A 13,892-nucleotide genomic window follows, 5' to 3' on the forward strand; every position below is an offset into this window, starting at 1 on the left:
AGAAGGTGTCCCGCAGGGACGGATGAGGGACTCGAAGTCCGCGCTGAGCTGCGAGTCCCTCACCCCTGCCGCTCTCCCGGAAGGGAGAGGGGAAATGCATTTGCGAGTAGCCGCGTGCTGCATACCCGCGATGAATCCAGGCTGTCTGACGAATCCGCGCCAGACACCTATCATGCGGGCAACGCACACCCGGGACCGGATCGCATGAGCAGCCGCATCGACAAACTGATGAGCGAAATGACCCTGGCCGAAAAACTCGGCCAGCTGACGATGACCGCCTCGAGCTACGCCGTGACCGGGCCGATCATCGCCGGAGATTCCACCGAGTCGATCAAGGACGGCACCATCGGCAATCTGCTGAACATGGTCGGCCCCGGCCCGACCCGCGAGATGCAGAAGCTGGCGATCGAGCACACGCGGCTCGGCATTCCGCTGCTGATCGGCCTGGACATCATTCACGGCCACAAGACGCTGTTCCCGATTCCGCTGGCCGAGGCCGCGCTGTTCGACGAAGCCGCCTGGGAGCTGACCGCGCGCGAAGCCGCGATCGAAGGCGCCGCCGACGGCCTGGCGATGACGTTTGCGCCGATGCTCGACGTATCGCGCGACCTGCGCTGGGGCCGCACCGCCGAAGGTTCGGGCGAGGACGGCTGGCTGGCGACGCGCATGGCGCGGGCGAAAGTGCGCGGCTTCCAGGGCAGCGATCTGAGCAAGGCCGATGCGGTCGCCGCCTGTGCCAAGCATTTCTGCGCCTACGGCCCGGTCACTGCCGGCCGCGAGTACGCGTCCGTGGACATTTCCGAGCGCACGCTGCATGAGGTGCATCTGCCGCCGTTCGAGGCCGCGGTCGAGGCCGGCGTCGCGACGATCATGCCGGCGTTCACCGACCTGGCCGGCATTCCGATGACCGCGCACAAGGCCTTGCTGAAGGACTATCTGCGCGACCGGCTCGGCTTCGACGGCGTACTGGTCAGCGACTACAACGCGATCGGTGAGCTGATCCGCCACGGCGTCGCCGCCGACCTCGCCGACGCGGCCGCGCTGGCGCTGAAAGCCGGCGTCGACATCGACATGATGGCCGACGGCTATCGCAAGGGCTTACCGGTCGCGCTGGAGCGCGGCACGGTGACGATGGACGACATCGACGTCTGCGTGCGCCGCGTGCTGAAGCTGAAAGAAGACCTCGGCCTGTTCGACGATCCCTATCGCCGCGGCGCAACGCCGCAGACCGAGCAGGCCTTCGCCGAACGCCGCCAGCTCGCGCGCAAGATCGGCGCACAGGCGATCACGATGATGAAGAACGAGCGCGACACGCTGCCGCTGTCTCCGCAGATCAAGCGCCTCAGCGTGATCGGCCCGCTGGCCGATGCCGGCCCGGAAATGCGCGGCTGCTGGTGGGGCGCCGGCGAGAAGGAGCCGCATGTCGGCGTGCTCGAAGGCATCCGCAAGGGCTTTCCCGACACCGAGATCCGCCACGCCGCCGGCACCGGCATCGACAGCGCCGACCACAGCGACATCGCCGCCGCGCTGAAGCTGTGCAACGACACCGACGCGGTGCTGCTGTGCCTGGGCGAAGCCACCGCGATGAGCGGAGAAGCCGCGAGCCGCGCGTATCCGCAGCTGCCCGGCTCGCAGCTGGCGCTGGCCGAGGCGGTGTTCGAATACGCGCGCGAGCGCGGCGTGCCGGTGATCGTCGTGCTGTTCTCCGGCCGGCCGCTGGTGATTCCGCAGCTCGCCGAAAAAGCCGATGCGCTGCTGGCCTGCTGGTTCCTCGGCACCGAGGCCGGCAATGCGATCGCCGACGTGGTCAAGGGCGCGGTGTCGCCGAGCGGCCGCACGCCGATGAGCTGGCCGCGCGCTCTGGGCCAGGTGCCGATCTTCTTCGGCCAGCGCAACAGCGGCCGGCCGATGAATCCGGACGATTTCTTCACCAGCAAGTACCTGGACGTGGCGAATACGCCGCTGTATCCGTTCGGGCACGGGCTGACTTACGGCGAGTTCGCGTACCGCAATCTGCGGATCAGTGCGGACAGCGCGCGCGAGGCCGATGCGATCACGGTGACCGTCGACCTGACCAACAGCGGCAAGCACGCTGCGACCGAAACCGTTTTCCTGTTCACCCACGACAAGGTCGCCAGCGTCGCGCGGCCGCTGCTGGAACTGCGCGGCTTCGGCAAGATCACGCTGAAACCGGGCGAATCCGGCACGGTCACGCTGACACTCGCCGCCTCCGAGCTGCGCTTCCTCGGCATCGACCTGAAGCCGGTGTTCGAGGCCGGCGAAGTCGAGGTGCTGGTCGGGCCGTGCGCGGATCGCTCTCAGTTGCTGGCGACGAGCCTGCAGCTGAGGTAGGGCGGCTCGCGACCCGTCGTTGTGCCTTCGGGAAAAGACGGCGGGTCACGACCCGCCCTAAACTCCGGTTTCACGTCCCCCGATCCACGCCCATGACCAAATCCCTGCTCGCCGTCATCCTCGGTGGCTCGATCGGTTGCGTGCTGCGCTATCTGGCCGGACTGAAGTTCAATGCGCTGTACCCGAACCTGCCGCTCGGCACCTTGCTGGTCAACCTGGTCGGCGGCCTGATCATCGGCATCGCGGTCGCGTTCTTCGCGAAGATGCCGACGCTCGATCCGGCCTGGCGGCTGCTGGTGATCACCGGCTTTTGCGGCGGCTTCACCACGTTTTCGGCGTTCTCGGCCGAAGTCGTGCTGATGCTGCAGGACGGCCGCATCGGCTGGGCCGCGGCGACCGTGGGCACGCATCTGTTCGGCTCGCTGCTGATGACCTTCATCGGCATTGCCCTGGTGACCGCGCTGCAGCGCTGAGCCGCATCGGGCAGTGGACGCCGCCGCCCTGCGCGGCGATGCTGGGCGTCTGCGGAAAAGGAGAAAAAAACAATGAACGAGCAGCCGGAGCGCCTGCACTACGGCGCCTGCAATCTGTGTGAAGCGATCTGCGGGCTGGAATTTCGCGTGCGTGACGGAGAAATCCTCAGCATTCGCGGCGACGACGCCGACCCGCTGTCGCGCGGCCACATCTGCCCGAAAGCGGTCGCGCTGAAGGACATCTTTGAAGACAGCGACCGGCTGCGCCATCCGCTGATTCGCGAAGCCGGCGGCGGCTTCCGCCAGGCCAGCTGGGACGAGGCGCTGGACCTGGTCGCCGATCGCCTGGTGCAGATTCACAACGAGAATGGCGCCGACGCGATCGCCAGCTATCTCGGCAATCCGACCGTGCACAACTACGGCTCGATGACGCATTCCTCGCATTTTCTCGCCCATTTCAAAACCAGGAACCGCTACAGCGCGACCTCGGTCGACCAGCTGCCGCACCAGCTGATGGTCTACTGGATGTACGGGCATCAGCTGCTGGTGCCGATCGCCGATATCGACCGCACGCAATATTTCTTCGTGCTCGGCGCCAACCCGATGGCCAGCAACGGCAGCCTGATGACGGTGCCGGATTTCCGCGCACGGCTGAAGGCGCTGCAGGCGCGCGGCGGCAAGATGGTGGTGCTCGATCCGCGGCGCAGCGAAACCGCCGAGGTCGCCGACGAGCATCACGCGGTGCGTCCCGGCGGCGATGCGGCCTTCCTGCTCGCCTTCCTCAAAACGCTGTTCGACGAGCAGCTGTCGCGGCCCGGCCGCCTCGCTGCATTCAGCGACGGACTCGAGCAGCTGCCCGACGCCCTCGCCGCTTTCGATCTCGACACGCTCGCCGCGCAAAGCGGCATAGCCAGCGCGACGACGCGTCGCCTGGCGCGCGAATTCGCCGCCGCCGACGGCGCCGCGATGTACGGCCGCATGGGCGTGTCGACGCAGCGTCACGGCAGCTTGTGCCAGTGGCTGATCCAGGTGATCAACATCGTCACCGGCAATCTGGATCGGGTCGGCGGCATGCTGTTCACCAGGCCGGCGGTGGATCTGGTCGGCGGCGCCGCCGGCAAGCCCGGCAGCTTCGGCCGCTGGGGCAGCCGCGTGCGCGGCCTGCCGGAATTTGGCGGCGAATTGCCCGTCGCCGCGCTGGCCGAAGAAATCCTGACGCCGGGCCAGGGCCAGGTGCGGGCGCTGGTGACCAATGCCGGCAATCCGGTGATGTCGACGCCCAACGGCCGCCAGCTCGACCGCGCGCTGGACTCGCTGGAGTTCATGGTGTCGATCGATCTGTACTTGAACGAGACCACGCGCCACGCCGACGTGATCCTGCCGCCGACGCCGGCCATGCAGCACGACCAGTACGACCTGATCTTTCATGTGTTCGCGGTGCGCAACACCACGCGCTGGTCGCCGCCGGCTTTCGACAGGAGCGAAGGCGCGCTGCACGACTGGGAGATTTTCACGCAGCTCGGCGAAAGAGTCGCGGCACGCCTGGGCAATAAACCTCGGCCGGCGATGCGACCCGACCAGATCATCGACATGGGCCTGCAATCCGGCCCCTACGGCGCGATGCAGGGCCATCCGTTGAAGCTGAGCATGAAGGCGCTGCGCGCGGCGCCGCATGGCATCGACCTCGGCGCACTGGAACCGAGCCTGCCGCAGCGACTGGTGCATGGCGACAAGCGCATCCGCTGCGCGCCGCCGGAAATGCTGGCCGAGCTGCGGCGCTATCACGCTGAACTCGCGCAAGCCGCCAGCAGCGTGACCGGCGAGCTGAAGCTGATCGGCCGTCGCCACGTGCGCAGCAACAACTCGTGGATGCACAACAGCACGCGTCTGACCAAGGGCCCGGCGCGCCACCAGCTGCTGATGCATCCGCAGGACCTGCTGTCGCGCGCGCTGATCGATGGCAGCAAGGTGCGCGTGCGCTCGCGTACCGGCGAGATCGTCGTCGAAGTCGCTTCCAGCGAGCAGATGATGCCCGGCGTGGTGTCGCTGCCGCACGGCTGGGGCCACGACCGCGCCGGCATCCGCATGGACAACGCGCAGCGCCAGCCCGGCGCCAGCGCCAACGATCTGACCGACGAGCTGGAGCTGGATGTGTCGGGCAATGCGGCGCTCAACGGCGTGGCGGTGGAAGTCGAGGCGGCTTAGGTCTTGCCCTCTCCCACCGGGAGAAGGTGGCGCGACAGCGCCGGGTGATGGCCTTGCAAGCGCAAACCCGCTTCCGTTGTGTCGGAGACTCCCTCACCCCTGCCCCTCTCCCGGAGGGAGAGGGGTGAACATCGCGGCCAGCACCCCCCGGCTTCACGGATAATGCTCGCCGCCAGGCGCTGGCCGATACTGCGCCGCGGTCCTGCCAGCAATCCATTCGAATAAAGGGCTACACCATGTCAGACGCATCCGCGCCCGCCGCGCTATGGAGCAGCGGCCGCACGCTGTGCAACGGCGTCGAAATCTACTGGGAGATGGCCGGCCCGGAATCCGCCGAGCCCGTGATCCTGATCGCCGGCCTGTCGCGGCAGCTGACCGACTGGCCGGAGTCGTTCTGCAACGGCCTGCTCGCCGCCGGCTATCGCGTGCTGCGCTTCGACAACCGCGACGCCGGCCTGTCCGGCGAGGCCAAGCGCGGCATCAAGTTCGACATGATGCGCAGCATCCTGCGCAACCGCCTGCGCCTGCCCATCGTCGCCGACTACACGCTGCAGGACATGGCCGCCGACGTGCTCGCGCTGATGGACGCGCTGAAGCTGCCGCGCGCGCATCTGGCCGGCACCTCGATGGGCGGCATGATTGCGCAGGTCGTCGCCGGCACCGCGCCGCAGCGCGTGCTCAGCCTGAATTCGATCATGTCCGGCAGTAATCATCCTTGGAGCCCGGGGCCGGTCTTCGCGATCACGCGCCTGATGTTCGGCAAGCGCGCCGACCTGTCGCGCGAGGCCACCGTCGCGCGCGGCGTGGTCATGCGCAAGCTGCTCGCCAGCCCCGGCTATCCGACCAGCGAAGACGAGATGCGCCGCATGGCCGGCCGCGACTTCGATCGCGCCTTCCGCCCCGGCGGCATCCTGCGCCAGACCCATGCGATCCTCGCCACCGGCAGCATCGAAAAGCTGCTGCCGAAAGTTACCGCGCCGACCGCGATCATCCACGGCATCCAGGATCCGATGGTGCGTCTGGCCAGCGGCCTGCGCTCGGCCAAGCTGATTCCCGGGGCCAAGCTCGAACTGATCGACGGCATGGGCCACGACCTGCCGGAAGCCCTGGTGCCGAAGCTGCTGGAGCTGGTGCTGGCCAATCTGAAACGCGCCGCAAAAAAACAAAGCAGCACCTAAAACAAGGCTCATTTCGTCGACATGAAAAAACGCCCGCCTTCCAATCTCGAACACTTCGACGTGCTGATCGTCGGCGCCGGCCTGTCCGGCATCGACGCCGCCTATCGCCTGCAGAGCGAATGCCCGGACAAGCACTACGCGATCCTCGAAGCCCGCGGCGCGATCGGCGGTACCTGGGATCTGTTCCGCTATCCCGGCATTCGTTCGGATTCGGACATGTACACGCTGGGCTTTCCTTTCCGCCCCTGGCGCGCCGACATTTCGATCGCCTCGGGCGAGTCGATACGCCAGTACATCGTCGATACCGCGACCGAGTTCGGCATCGACAAGAAAATCCGCTACGGCCATCGCATCACCCGCGCGGCTTGGTCGTCGCAGGACGCGCGCTGGACCGTCGAAGGCGAGGCCGGCGGCACGGCGTTCGAGCTGACTTGCTCGTTCTTGTCGCTGTGTTGCGGCTACTACGACTACGACAAGGGCTTCACGCCGGATTTCGCCGGCCTGGATGATTTCCGCGGCCAGCTGGTCCACCCGCAGCAGTGGCCGGAAGGCCAGGATTTCGGCGGCAAGAAAGTCGTCGTGATCGGCAGCGGCGCTACTGCGGTCACGCTGATCCCGTCGCTGGCCAGGCAGGGCGCGCAGGTGACCATGCTGCAGCGTTCGCCTACGTACATCGTCTCGATGCCAGCCAAGGACAAGATCGCCAACTGGATGCGCGACCGGCTGCCGAATCGCGTTGCCGACAAGCTGACACGCTGGAAGAACGTCGGCATGAGCATCTTTTTCTACCAGTACGCGCAACGCAAACCCGAAGTCACCAAGCAGAAAATCCTGTCGCTGCTGCGCCGCCAGCTGGCGCCGGCGATCGATGTCGACACGCATTTTTCGCCCAGCTACAAGCCCTGGGATCAACGCGTCTGCCTGGTGCCCAATGGCGATCTGTTCAAGGTGCTGCGCTCGGGCCAGGCGGCGATCGTCACCGATCACATCGAGCGCTTCGTAGCGGGCGGCATCCAGCTGCGTTCGGGCCAGATGTTGGATGCGGACGTCGTCGTCACCGCCACCGGCCTGAACATCAAGCTGATGGGCGGCATGCAGATGCTCGTCGACGAGCAGCCGGTGAAGCTCGCCGATCACCTGATCTACAAGGGCATGATGCTCAGCGACGTGCCGAACATGGCCTTCGCTTTCGGCTACACCAACGCCTCGTGGACCTTGAAGTGCGACCTGACCGCGCAGTACGTGTGCCGGCTGCTGAAGCACATGGATCGCAACGGCATCACCCAGTGCACGCCGCGCCAGCTCGACCGCGCGCTGGGCAGCGAGCCGATGAAAACCCTGCAGTCGGGGTATCTGTTGCGCGCCCAGGGCCTGGTGCCGCGCCAGGGCTCGAAAGCGCCGTGGCTGGTGCACCAGAACTACGTGATGGACCTGGCGCTGATGAAGTACACGCGGGTCAATGACGGGGTCATGGAGTTCAGCAAGGCGGCCTGATCCTGCTGCACCTGTAGCAGCGGACCCTGTCCGCGACTGATGCCCCACCGGCACAGTCGCGGACAGGGTCCGCTCCTACAAAGGCTGTTTGTCGCCGAGCAACTCCTGCTGCGCCAGATACAGCCGCAGATCGAACTCGACCTGGTGGTAATCCGGCAGCATGTGACAGCACAGCTGGTAGAAGGACTTGTTGTGGTCGGACTCTTTCAGATGTGCGAGTTCGTGCACGACCACCATCTCCAGAAACTCCGGCGGCGCCTCCTTGAACAGCGACGCGATGCGGATTTCCTGCTTGGACTTGAGCCTGCCGCCCTGCACTCGCGAGATCGTCGTGTGCAGGCCGAGCACGTTGCGCAACACGTCCATCTTGTTCTGGTAAACCACCTTGTGCAGCGCAGCCGAGCTGCGCAGGTACTGCTGCTTGAGTTCGATGGTGTAGTCGTACAAGGCGCGGTCGCTGCGGATGTCGTGGCGCTGCGGATAACGCCGCTGCAGGTAGTCGTCGAGTCGCCCGTTCTCGATCAACTCACGCACCTGTGCCTGGGTCGCGGCGGGGTAGGCGTTGAAGTAGCGGAGCACGGACATGGCCGATGCACTATACCGCGCCTCGTTCGAAGCCTTCGAACGACTCCATCGCCCGGCTGGAACGGCAAACGCGGCAGGCCGCGTCACTATGTGGGCACACGGCAGCCGCCGCGACACATCGGAGAAAAGGCTCATGAACAGATTCGCCAACAAGGCTGTCCTGGTCACCGGCGGCAGCAGCGGCATCGGCCTCGCCGCCGCCCAGGCCTTCGCCGCCGAAGGCGCCCGCGTGATCATCACCGGCCGCGACGCCGACGCCCTGGAACAAGCCAGGGCGCAGATCGGCGGCGATACGCTGGCGCTACGGCTGGACAGCGGCAGCCTCGCCGACGCCAGGGCACTCGGCCGTGGCATCGCCGACGCCGGCATCCGGCTCGATGCGGTGTTCATCAATGCCGGCCTCGCCAGGTTCGCGTCGCTCGGCGAAGTCGACGAAGCCCTGTGGGACCTGACGTTCAACAGCAACGTCAAGGGCGCGTTCTTCCAGATCCAGGCGCTGCAGCCGCTGCTGAATCCCGGCGCCTCGATCATTCTCAACGGCTCGATCAACGCGCATATCGGCATGCCCCATTCCTCGGTCTACGCGGCGAGCAAGGCGGCGCTGATTTCGCTGGCCAAGACGCTGTCGGCCGAGTTGCTGGCGCAGGGCGCACGAGTCAACGTGCTCAGCCCCGGGCCGGTGCGCACGCCGCTGTACGGCAAGCTCGGCCTCGATGCCAAGACACTGGAAGCCACCGCCGGGCAGATCCAGAGCCAGATTCCGCTGGGCCGTTTCGGCACGCCGCAGGAGATCGCCGCGACCGTGCTGCACCTGGCCTCGCCGGAGTCGGCGTTCATCGTCGGCACCGAAATCATCGCCGACGGCGGTATGAGCCAGCTGTAGAGCCGGCAGGCGGCCCGGATGCGAAACCGGCGCCATGTCCGCAGCGCGCGGCCGCTCCAGCAGGCAATATCCTCAGCTCCCTGCTTGATCGCCGGACACCGCCAATGACGCCAGCCCCAGCGCGCCGCAGCAAAAAGATCTCCCGCGTGCTCGCGCTGCTGCTGGTCGCCGTCGGCGTGGGCTGTGCGCTGTGGCTGCACCGCGAGCACGCGCAATGGTCGGGCGATTCGCTGCGCGCCTTCATCGAACAATGGCCGCTGGCGCCGCTGGCTTTCATCGTGGTGATGGTGCTGCGGCCGTTCCTGCTGATGCCCTCGGCGCTGGTGATGACCGCCGGCGGCGCGCTGTTCGGCGTCCTCGGCGGCACCGTGCTCGGCAGCATCGGCGGCGCGCTCGGCGGCGCGATGTCGTTCTGGCTGGCGCGCAGTCTCGGCCGCGACTTCGTCGAGCGCCGGCTCGGCGGACGGCTGGCGAAAGTCGATCGGGCTTTCGGCCAGCGGCGTAGCGCGCGCCTGGTGGCGCTGTACACCGCGTTCCCGGCGACGCCGCTGGGTGTCGCCCAGGTCGCCTGCGGTCTGTCGGCGATGCGCGGCCTGCCGTTTGCGGTTGCGACGCTGATCGGCCTGCTGCCGCGCACCGCGCTGCTGGCCTGGTTCGGCGACTCGCTGGCGCAGCAGCAGTGGCTGCGCGCGGCGACCGCGCTGCTGCTGATCCTGCTGGTGGTTGCGATCGGCTTCGCGCTGCGGCGGCGCGCCGTGGCCGTGGCGGCCGAAGCCGGGCCGGCTTCCGGACCTACACTCTGATCGCGTTGCAGACCGCGCGCAGATACGTCTTCAGCATCACGCGCAGCTCGTTGATCGCGGCGGCGCGCATGGCGTCTTCCTCGTAGGTGCTGATCGTGACGATCGCCTTCATCAGCTCGATGATGACCACGGCGATCACCTGCGGCCGGCCCCGCGGCAGCGGCGGCGTGGTCTGCGCCAGCAGGTCGGCAATGCGGTTCTCCATCTGCGCGCGGCTTTCACGCTTGCGCTGCGGATCGACGTCGCGGCGCTCGACCAGGGTGGTGTACGCCGGATGCAGCATCAGGAATTCGGCCATCACCGCGAACACGCGGTCGGCCAGATCGGCCGCCGACAGCTTGCGCGCGTCGCCGCCGAGCTTGTCGAGCATGCCGGCCAGCCGCACGCGCTGCTCGCCATGCAATGCCTCGGCGAGCAGCACCTTGGTCGGAAAGAACTGGTACAGCGAGCCGATCGAGGCGCCGGCTTCGGCCGCGATCTGGGTCATGGTGGCGGCGTCGTAGCCTTTTTCGGCGAACACCCGGGCGCCGGCCGCCAGCAGCGAGGCGACCCGCGCCCTACCGCGTTCCAGCTGCGGCGTGCGTGCCTGACTCGGCCGCTTGGCGCCTTGCTGTGCGTCCGCGGTCCCCCCTGTAGCTCGTGAGGCCATCCTCGTCCAATCCCGTTAGCGTTGGTCTTTTTCGCGGCTTGTATCCGCCGCGTTACTTTTCGCTTCGTAGGCCGGCGCCACTCGGATGCAGTCAAGCGACGATATTTCGTGCGCCATCGGCCCGAAGGCGGCAGCCCTCGACCGGGTCTCCATGTCTGCCCGTGCCTACTCGGAGCACGCTGCCGGCGCGGCGCCCGATGCCAGACGGGCGATCATCGACCACGGCCCGGGCCTGGCCGGCCGGTTTTCCGCGAACGCCGGCATGGTGGTTCCGCTGCGGGCCGGGTGCCCCCGTGGCGGCGAGCCCGGCGCCAGCCGAATACCGTCCGTCCGGATTTTTCTGCAACCGCCCTTGAACTTTCTCCCGGCGTCACGACTCTATTCGTGCAGGAGTGAGTCTCTCCCTACTCGCTCCTCCCGCCTCTCTCCCTGGCGGGTCCGGTTTCCCCGAGCCGGAGCTGTGCCCCGCGAGTCCTCCCCCTGGCTCGCGGGGCTTTTTATTGCCCGACCGCTTCTGGTCTCACAGCGAGCGCTGACGATCCGCCTCGATGGCGCTGCGCAGGGCCGCATCGACCTCGATGCGGTTCTCGCCCAGATAGCAGGCCCAGGCGATGCGCTGGCCGTCCATCTGGTACACCACGATGCGCGACTGCCACTCGATCACGCCGAGACCGGGCTGCATGCGGTGGCTGGGTTCCTCGTTCATCGCCGGATACTAACCCGGCCGCCGATCAGCCTCGATACGGCTTGTACGCGCCATAGTCCCGAGGATTCTTCAGCGGAGTAAGGCAATGACGATCAGCAAAGTGTTCAGCGATCTGTCGTGCAGGATCGCCAAGGCGGTCGGCTCGCCGGTCGCGTTCATGCTCGCGGCCGGTTCGGTCGTGGTCTGGGCCTTGACCGGGCCGCTGTTCGGCTTCAGCGAAACCTGGCAGCTGGTGATCAACACCGGCACCACGATCATCACCTTCCTGATGGTGTTCCTGATACAGAACCAGCAGAACCGCGATTCCGAGGCGGTGCAGCTCAAGCTCGATGAACTGCTGTTCGCGATGAGCAGCGCCAGCAACGAGATGATCGACATCGAGAAGCTCGACCAGAAATCGCTGGATGCGCTGAGGACCAAGTACGAGCACGTGCTGCATCACGCCGAGAAGAAGAAGAAAACCCGCAGCGACAAGAAAAGCTGAAAGCGGCACCCGTGGGCGGCAGCGTGCCGCCATCCATTCAGCCGGGCCGCAGCGGCAGTCGAGTCCGATTGACGTTCTGGCTCAAGGAAATCGACGAGCTGATTTCCCTCACGCCGTCGATCTTGGACAGCTTCTGCCAGACGAAATGCTCGTAGTCTTCAAGGCTGCTCATGACGATTTTCAGCAGAAAATCGACATTGCCCATCAGCGTGTGGGCCTCGATGACCTGGGGTAGCGCGTCGACCGCTTCGATGAACTTGGGCAGCACGTCGCGATCGTGCCGCGTCATCTTGATGTGGGCGAAGATCATAATCGGCAGGCCGACCTTCTTGTGATCCAGCAGCGCGACGCGGCCGCGGATCACGCCCAGGTCCTGCAGCCGCTGGATGCGTCGCCAGACCACGGTCTTGCTCGAGCCGACCTGCTCGGCCAGTTCGGCGACCGGCAGCGTCTCGTCGGTTTGCAGCTGCTCGAGGATGCGCACGTCGAGCGCGTCCAGCCGTGGAACTTCCTTACTCATTTTGCCGCCATTCCGGGAACAGTGTTCCGATCTTGCTATCGTAAACCAGAACAAAGGAACCTTATTCCACTGGCACCCGCATAAAATGATCTGACAACGGCGGCCAAAAGAACCCGGCCATTTCGGAGGAGAATCCGATGCAGCACCCCAACACCGAGGGCGGCGGCGAACTGCCGCCGCTTTCCCTGCATATCCCGGAGCCCAAGGCCCGCCCCGGCCAGACGCCCGACTTCGGCGACATGCTGCTGTCGCCGGCCGGCGCGATCCGGCGCCCCGCGCCGACCGCACCGGAAACCGAGCTGCGCGCCTATCCCTACCAGCTGGTCCGGGTACTGGACGACGCGCACCAGGCGCTCGGCGACTGGGACCCGAAGCTCGATATCGCGACGCTGCAGCGCGGCCTGCGCTACATGCTGCTGACGCGCACCTTCGACGAACGCATGGTCAAGGTGCAGCGCCAGGGCAAGACCAGTTTCTACGTCAAGAGCACCGGCGAAGAAGCGGTGTCGGCGGCGCAGGCGATGGCGCTGGATCGCGGCGACATGCTGTTCCCGAGCTATCGCCAGCAGGGGCTGCTGGTGGCGCGCGACTGGCCGCTGCTGGACATGATGAACCAGGTGCTGAACAACAGTCAGGACCGCCTCAAGGGCCGCCAGCTGCCGATCATGTATTCGGTCAAGGATGCCGGCTTCTTCTCGATTTCCGGCAATCTCGGCACGCAGTTCCCGCAGGCCGTGGGCTGGGCGATGGCCTCGGCGATGAAGGGCGACCGGCGTATCGCCGCGGCCTGGGTCGGCGACGGCACCACCGCCGAAGGCGACTTCCACCACGCGTTGACGTTCGCCAGTGTTTACCGCGCGCCGGTGCTGCTCAACGTGGTCAACAACCAGTGGGCGATCTCCTCGTTCCAGGGCTTTGCCGGCGGCGAGCGTGCGACCTTCGCGCAGCGCGCACTGGGCTTCGGCATCCCCGGCATGCGCGTCGACGGCAATGACTTTCTCGCGGTCTACGCGGTCACCGCCTGGGCCGCGGAGCGTGCGCGCCGCAATCTGGGCGCGACGCTGATCGAGCTGGTCACCTACCGCGTCGCGCCACATTCCACCAGCGACGATCCGGCCGCGTACCGGCCGGCCGCCGAGGCCGCGCAGTGGCCACTGGGCGATCCGATCGAGCGCCTCAAAGGCCACCTGATCGCACTCGGCGCCTGGAGCGAGGACCAGCACCAGGCCCTGATCACCGAACTCGACGACTACGTGAAAGCGCAGCTGAAAGAGGCCGAAAGCCACGGCACGCTCGGGACTTCGAAGCACGACCCGGCGAGCATGTTCGACGACGTGTTCAAGGACGTGCCGCTGCATCTGCAGCGGCAGCGCCGCGAAATGCTGGAGGGTTGAGCCATGGCTTTTCCGCTCGAATCACAGCGCGCCTGCCGTTCCTCCCGAGTAGCTCACGCAGTGAGCGTATCGAGGGACACCTCGCCGTCTTCGTGTCCCTCGATACGCCGCAAGCGGCTACTCGGGAGGAACGGGGTTTTGTTGAAAATTCTTGCCGCATCTTTCG

The 13,892-nt window shown here is 66.5% G+C and carries 13 protein-coding genes; 9 read left to right on the forward strand and 4 right to left on the reverse strand.

The window, feature by feature from the left end; translation table 11 throughout:
* Positions 1-204: 204 nt before the first annotated feature.
* The 5 genes from ACQZF9_RS11130 (at position 205) to ACQZF9_RS11150 (ending at position 7,702) form a co-directional block, all read left to right on the forward strand.
* Positions 205-2,352: a glycoside hydrolase family 3 N-terminal domain-containing protein gene (locus ACQZF9_RS11130; protein ID WP_428313297.1), complete on the forward strand. Its 2,148-nt coding sequence runs from the start codon at positions 205-207 to the stop codon at positions 2,350-2,352.
* A 92-nt stretch (positions 2,353-2,444) separates the two neighbouring features.
* Positions 2,445-2,825 carry a fluoride efflux transporter CrcB gene (crcB, locus tag ACQZF9_RS11135; RefSeq protein ID WP_428313298.1) on the forward strand — a complete coding sequence of 127 codons (381 nt, stop codon included), beginning with the start codon at positions 2,445-2,447 and terminating at the stop codon, positions 2,823-2,825.
* A gap of 72 nt (positions 2,826-2,897) precedes the next feature.
* Positions 2,898-5,030 carry a molybdopterin-dependent oxidoreductase gene (locus ACQZF9_RS11140; RefSeq protein WP_428313299.1) on the forward strand — a complete coding sequence of 711 codons (2,133 nt, stop codon included), beginning with the start codon at positions 2,898-2,900 and terminating at the stop codon, positions 5,028-5,030.
* Between the two features lie 236 nt (positions 5,031-5,266).
* Complete coding sequence (locus ACQZF9_RS11145; protein WP_428313300.1) at positions 5,267-6,208, forward strand: alpha/beta fold hydrolase; 942 nt, start codon at positions 5,267-5,269, stop codon at positions 6,206-6,208.
* Positions 6,209-6,229: 21 nt separating this feature from the next.
* The gene (locus ACQZF9_RS11150; protein ID WP_428313301.1) at positions 6,230-7,702 is read left to right on the forward strand and encodes a flavin-containing monooxygenase; all 1,473 of its coding nucleotides are present in this window, start codon (positions 6,230-6,232) and stop codon (positions 7,700-7,702) included.
* 75 nt (positions 7,703-7,777) lie between these two features.
* On the opposite strand, the gene ACQZF9_RS11155 is transcribed toward ACQZF9_RS11150, so the two are convergent.
* Positions 7,778-8,287 carry a M48 metallopeptidase family protein gene (locus ACQZF9_RS11155; RefSeq protein WP_428313302.1) on the reverse strand — a complete coding sequence of 170 codons (510 nt, stop codon included), beginning with the start codon at positions 8,285-8,287 and terminating at the stop codon, positions 7,778-7,780.
* 133 nt (positions 8,288-8,420) lie between these two features.
* Here ACQZF9_RS11155 and ACQZF9_RS11160 point away from each other — a divergent pair, with 133 nt between their 5' ends.
* Together ACQZF9_RS11160 and ACQZF9_RS11165 are read left to right on the forward strand one after the other, a co-directional pair.
* Positions 8,421-9,170: an SDR family oxidoreductase gene (locus ACQZF9_RS11160; RefSeq protein WP_428313303.1), complete on the forward strand. Its 750-nt coding sequence runs from the start codon at positions 8,421-8,423 to the stop codon at positions 9,168-9,170.
* 104 nt (positions 9,171-9,274) lie between these two features.
* Entirely contained in the window at positions 9,275-9,973 is a 699-nt protein-coding gene (locus ACQZF9_RS11165) for a TVP38/TMEM64 family protein (protein WP_428313304.1), read from the forward strand.
* Here the strand turns inward: ACQZF9_RS11165 and ACQZF9_RS11170 are convergent.
* Together ACQZF9_RS11170 and ACQZF9_RS11175 are read right to left on the reverse strand one after the other, a co-directional pair.
* Complete coding sequence (locus tag ACQZF9_RS11170; RefSeq protein WP_428313305.1) at positions 9,963-10,622, reverse strand: TetR/AcrR family transcriptional regulator; 660 nt, start codon at positions 10,620-10,622, stop codon at positions 9,963-9,965. The two genes, ACQZF9_RS11165 and ACQZF9_RS11170, sit on opposite strands and share 11 nt — an antisense overlap.
* Positions 10,623-11,142: 520 nt before the next feature.
* The gene (locus tag ACQZF9_RS11175; protein WP_428313306.1) at positions 11,143-11,328 is read right to left on the reverse strand and encodes a hypothetical protein; all 186 of its coding nucleotides are present in this window, start codon (positions 11,326-11,328) and stop codon (positions 11,143-11,145) included.
* A gap of 85 nt (positions 11,329-11,413) precedes the next feature.
* Between ACQZF9_RS11175 and ACQZF9_RS11180 the strand changes: the two genes are divergently transcribed.
* Complete coding sequence (locus ACQZF9_RS11180) at positions 11,414-11,812, forward strand: low affinity iron permease family protein (RefSeq protein WP_428313307.1); 399 nt, start codon at positions 11,414-11,416, stop codon at positions 11,810-11,812.
* Between the two features lie 37 nt (positions 11,813-11,849).
* Here the strand turns inward: ACQZF9_RS11180 and ACQZF9_RS11185 are convergent, their stop codons facing one another.
* On the reverse strand, positions 11,850-12,332 hold the full coding sequence (locus tag ACQZF9_RS11185; protein WP_428313308.1) for an Lrp/AsnC family transcriptional regulator: 483 nt from the start codon (positions 12,330-12,332) through the stop codon (positions 11,850-11,852).
* Positions 12,333-12,469: 137 nt separating this feature from the next.
* On the opposite strand from ACQZF9_RS11185, the gene ACQZF9_RS11190 reads away from it, so the two are divergent.
* Positions 12,470-13,726 carry a thiamine pyrophosphate-dependent enzyme gene (locus ACQZF9_RS11190; RefSeq protein WP_428313309.1) on the forward strand — a complete coding sequence of 419 codons (1,257 nt, stop codon included), beginning with the start codon at positions 12,470-12,472 and terminating at the stop codon, positions 13,724-13,726.
* The last annotated feature ends 166 nt before the right edge of the window (positions 13,727-13,892 follow it).

Source organism: Hydrocarboniphaga sp., assembly GCF_965279055.1.
In the GTDB taxonomy this organism is placed as follows: Bacteria; Pseudomonadota; Gammaproteobacteria; order Nevskiales; family Nevskiaceae; genus Hydrocarboniphaga.

What these genes read in the sequence shown, in the direction of transcription:
- crcB (WP_428313298.1), top strand. Translation starts at nt 2,445, where the DNA reads ATGACCAAATCCCTGCTCGCCGTCATCCTCGGTGGCTCGATCGGTTGC.
- ACQZF9_RS11145 (WP_428313300.1), top strand. Translation starts at nt 5,267, where the DNA reads ATGTCAGACGCATCCGCGCCCGCCGCGCTATGGAGCAGCGGCCGCACG.
- ACQZF9_RS11150 (WP_428313301.1), top strand. Translation starts at nt 6,230, where the DNA reads ATGAAAAAACGCCCGCCTTCCAATCTCGAACACTTCGACGTGCTGATC.
- ACQZF9_RS11155 (WP_428313302.1), bottom strand. Translation starts at nt 8,287, where the DNA reads ATGTCCGTGCTCCGCTACTTCAACGCCTACCCCGCCGCGACCCAGGCA.
- ACQZF9_RS11190 (WP_428313309.1), top strand. Translation starts at nt 12,470, where the DNA reads ATGCAGCACCCCAACACCGAGGGCGGCGGCGAACTGCCGCCGCTTTCC.
- ACQZF9_RS11130 (WP_428313297.1), top strand. Translation starts at nt 205, where the DNA reads ATGAGCAGCCGCATCGACAAACTGATGAGCGAAATGACCCTGGCCGAA.
- ACQZF9_RS11160 (WP_428313303.1), top strand. Translation starts at nt 8,421, where the DNA reads ATGAACAGATTCGCCAACAAGGCTGTCCTGGTCACCGGCGGCAGCAGC.
- ACQZF9_RS11180 (WP_428313307.1), top strand. Translation starts at nt 11,414, where the DNA reads ATGACGATCAGCAAAGTGTTCAGCGATCTGTCGTGCAGGATCGCCAAG.
- ACQZF9_RS11175 (WP_428313306.1), bottom strand. Translation starts at nt 11,328, where the DNA reads ATGAACGAGGAACCCAGCCACCGCATGCAGCCCGGTCTCGGCGTGATC.
- ACQZF9_RS11170 (WP_428313305.1), bottom strand. Translation starts at nt 10,622, where the DNA reads ATGGCCTCACGAGCTACAGGGGGGACCGCGGACGCACAGCAAGGCGCC.
- ACQZF9_RS11140 (WP_428313299.1), top strand. Translation starts at nt 2,898, where the DNA reads ATGAACGAGCAGCCGGAGCGCCTGCACTACGGCGCCTGCAATCTGTGT.
- ACQZF9_RS11185 (WP_428313308.1), bottom strand. Translation starts at nt 12,332, where the DNA reads ATGAGTAAGGAAGTTCCACGGCTGGACGCGCTCGACGTGCGCATCCTC.
- ACQZF9_RS11165 (WP_428313304.1), top strand. Translation starts at nt 9,275, where the DNA reads ATGACGCCAGCCCCAGCGCGCCGCAGCAAAAAGATCTCCCGCGTGCTC.